We start from the raw sequence: 769 nt of genomic DNA, 5'->3' as shown, positions 1-769 counted from the left end.
CGACTACCCGATGATGCCGGCATCGGACCTCGAGCATCGCGCCGAACTCGCCCGGCAGAGGAAGCTCTGGAAGTACGATCGCAGCACCGCCAAGCCGCGGCGGAAATACGTCTACAAGGCCAAGAAACCGGGGGCCGTCGAGATCCCGGTCAAGCCGAAGGCGTCCAGCCCGGATCGCACCCGAGGCGGATGGCGCCGGCAGAGCGGGATGGCACAGGCGGCAAGCCCGGGCTGACGCCCGGGGCCTGAGCCGGGCGAGCGGCGGTCAGGCGGCCGCCCTCACCCCGCGCCACCATGCGATCCGTTCAGGCCGGTTGGCATTCGCGAGGGTCTTCAGCAGATCGCCGTGGCAGGCCAGCGGCGCGCACCAGCACACGAGATCGCGCCCGCGCAACTCGTCCAGCGCGCGCAGCAGGTGGTGCTGGTCGGCCAGCCAGTGCCCGTACTTCGCGATCACCTCTCCGCGGCTTCCATGGCGTCCGATCACGAACGGGTTGCCCCATTTGCTGCCGCGGCCGATGTAGATGGCGCCGTGCCGGGTTCCGTCGCGTTTGTTCAGAACTCGACACATCGTCCGGCTCTCCGATCGCTGATGCGTCGGGGCGACCGCGGGAGCGGGGTGGGGTCACGCGAGCCCCCGGGGAGAGCGGGAACGGATTGCCCGTTGACCCCGCCCCCGACGCGGTCATGCAAGACGCTCGCAGCGATCAGGGCCGGGACAGGGACGAGCGCACGGCCCGCACCCGCCCCGGGCTTACGCCTCACTCGG

General features: G+C 70.7%; 1 protein-coding gene and 1 pseudogene. One reads left to right on the top strand and one right to left on the bottom strand.

The features are described from left to right. A pseudogene (locus VQ02_RS33100) lies at nucleotides 1–235 on the top strand (MucR family transcriptional regulator); the annotation flags it as partial. A gap of 30 nt (nucleotides 236–265) precedes the next feature. On the opposite strand, the gene VQ02_RS33095 reads toward VQ02_RS33100, so the two are convergent. Further along, nucleotides 266–571, bottom strand: coding sequence for a DUF4326 domain-containing protein (locus tag VQ02_RS33095; RefSeq protein ID WP_048448520.1), 306 nt, complete (start codon nucleotides 569–571; stop codon nucleotides 266–268). Nucleotides 572–769: the final 198 nt, after the last annotated feature.

Origin of the sequence: Methylobacterium variabile (genome assembly GCF_001043975.1) — a bacterium.
Classification (GTDB): domain Bacteria; phylum Pseudomonadota; class Alphaproteobacteria; order Rhizobiales; family Beijerinckiaceae; genus Methylobacterium; species Methylobacterium variabile.
The sequence above is the reverse complement of the archived record's forward strand: the minus strand, read 5'-3'. Positions and strand labels throughout refer to the sequence as shown.

Bases quoted from the DNA above. Each gene is read 5' to 3' on its own strand.
- VQ02_RS33095 (WP_048448520.1), bottom strand. From the start codon at position 571: ATGTGTCGAGTTCTGAACAAACGCGACGGAACCCGGCACGGCGCCATC.